The sequence below is a fragment of the Methylobacterium sp. A52T genome (genome assembly GCF_053346095.1).
In genome coordinates this window covers 1-2,304 of record NZ_JBKFBI010000280.1, presented here as the reverse complement: position 1 = coordinate 2,304, position 2,304 = coordinate 1, and the positions used below count along the sequence as shown (strand labels likewise).

The following is a 2,304-nucleotide window of genomic DNA, read 5'->3' as shown; positions in this document are numbered from 1 at the left end:
GACCAGACCTTGCCCGACCAGACCGCCCCGCTCGGACACCCGGCCCCGCGTCAGCCGGTCGTAGCTGAAGCCCACCTCCGGCACGACCTCCACCGGCAGGCCGGTCGCCAGCGCGTACCCGGCAAAGCCCGACACCCCGCCGTTCCAGCCCGACGACAGCCCGGAGGCCTGCGACACCGCCGCGCCCAGCGCCACCGTCCGGTCCACCCGCCCGTCCGCGTACGACACCCCCGCCGTGCCGCGCAGCACCACCGCGCCCAGCCGCGTGCTCGCGTACAGCGTGCCCCCGTAGCTGTCGGTGGTGAACCGCCCCAGCCCCGCGCCCCGCGACGTGCCGCCCTCACGCAGGTAGCTGAACGCCGCGCCCACCTGCGTGTCCGCCCCGACCTGACGGTCGACGCCCATCAGCAGCCCGCCCGCGTCGAACCCGGCCCCCGAAGCCGCCCGGTCGCCGGCCCGCGCCCCGAACCCGTACAGCGCGTCGGCCCAGACCCGGCCCTCGCCCACCGCCAGCGGCGCCGCCGCCGCCCCGGCCCCGCCGCGCACCTGCAAAGCCGTGCGGTTCGGGCCCGGGCCCGGATCGCCCGCGCCGAACGCGCCCGCGCCCCCGCCCAGCCCGCGCTGGTGCCGGTCGATCGTGTCGGAGAGCAGCCGGCGCGCGGCGAGGTCGGTCATCACCGCGTCGCCGTAGCTCTGGCCCGACAGGCTCGCCAGCCCGCCCGGCAGCGTCGCCGGGCCGGCCGCGTAGAGCGGGTCGTACACCCGCGCTCGCGCCGCGTCCGGCCGCGTGCCGGCGGCCGGGCGGGCGAGGTCGAGGGCCGCGCCCACGGCCCGGGCGTTGCCGGTCTGGGCGAGGCCGAGGCCGGCGAGGTTGCCGTAGGCGGCGGGCGTGACCACGAGGTCGAGGCCGGTGGCGGCGTAGAGCGCGTCGAGGCGCGTGCCCGCCGGCAGGCCCGCCGCCGGCTGGGCGAGCCCGCTGAACGAGCCCGACAGCCCGGCCTGCGCGGTCAGCACGCCGAAGCGCTGGCCGAGCGCGGGGGTGAAGCCGTTGGTGGCGTTGCCGGTGATGCCGCGCAGTTCCGGCACCAGGGTGCCGTTGGCCGAGACCGTGCCGGTCGGGCCGAGCGCCAGCAGGCGGGCGTAGCTGCCCGCGCCGGTGCCGGTGCCCGGGCCGTCGATGTCGAGGCCGAGGCTGCTGCCGGGGGCGAACGCCACCGGGCCGAGCACGGTGAGCGTGCCGGGGGAGTTGCCCGGCCGCAGGGCGCCGGCGACCGTGACCGGGGCCGCGACGGTGCCGATGCCGCGCAGGGTGCCGGCGGCCGCGACCGTGACCGGCGAGGTCCAGAGGCCGTTGAGCGAGAGCGTGCCGGCCTGGACGGTGGTCGGGCCTGAGAAGCGGCCGAGGCCGGTGAGCGTGAGCGTGCCGGGGCCGGCCTTGGTCAGGCTGGTCGGGCTCGCGGTCTCCAGGATGGCGCCGGCGTAGGTGGAGGCGGCCGCGCCCGCGACCGTGAGGGCGCCGTTGCCGAGGACCGCGGAGGCCGGGCCGGCGAGATCGGTGAGCGTGAGGGCGGTGCCGCCGAGGTCGAGGGCGCCGGTGTTGGTCAGGCCGGTCAGCCCGGCGAGCGGGCCGGTGATCTGCACGAGGCCGGCGTTGGTGAGCGTGCCGTTGAACTGTCCGGACAGGCGGGCGACGCCGGTGTTGGTCAGGTCGGCGGTGAGGGTGCCGTCGCTGGCCACCAGGCCGGCATTGCTGAGGCCGCCGGAGGCGGTGAGGCTGGCGCTCTGGGCGACGGCGACGAGGCCGGCATTGGCGAGGGGACCGGCGAGGCTGTAGCTGCCGCCGCCCGTGACGGCGAGCGTCGCGCCGGCGGCGTTGGCGAAGGGGCCGGTGCCGGCCACGGATCCGGCGACGGCGAGCAGGCCGGCATTGTTGGCGATGGCGCCGTCGATGCGGCCGGCGCTGGCGAGCACGGTGCCGGCATTGGTCAGGCCGCCGGCAATCGTGCCGCTGGTGGCGAGGAAGCCGGTGTTGGCCACGCCGCCGCCGATGGCGCCGGTGTTGAGGGCCGTGCCGGCGTTGGTCAGGCCGCCCGCGAGGGTGCCGGCGTTGACCAGGCTGCCGCTGTTGGCCGCGCCGCCGGCGATGGCGCCGGTGTTGAGGGCCGTTCCGGTGTTGGTCAGGCCGCCCGCGAGGGTGCCGGCGTTGCTGAGGACACCGCTGTTGGCCACGCCGCCGCCGATGGCGCCGGTGTTGAGGGTCAGACCGGCATTGGTCAGCCCGCCCGTGACGGTGCCGCTGGTGGA

The 2,304-nt window shown here is 77.9% G+C and carries 1 protein-coding gene; it reads right to left on the bottom strand.

The window, feature by feature from the left end; translation table 11 throughout:
- Positions 1–2,304, bottom strand: a 2,304-nt coding sequence (locus tag ACLBYE_RS30295; protein WP_447697002.1) for an autotransporter outer membrane beta-barrel domain-containing protein, incomplete at both ends; no start/stop codon positions are given.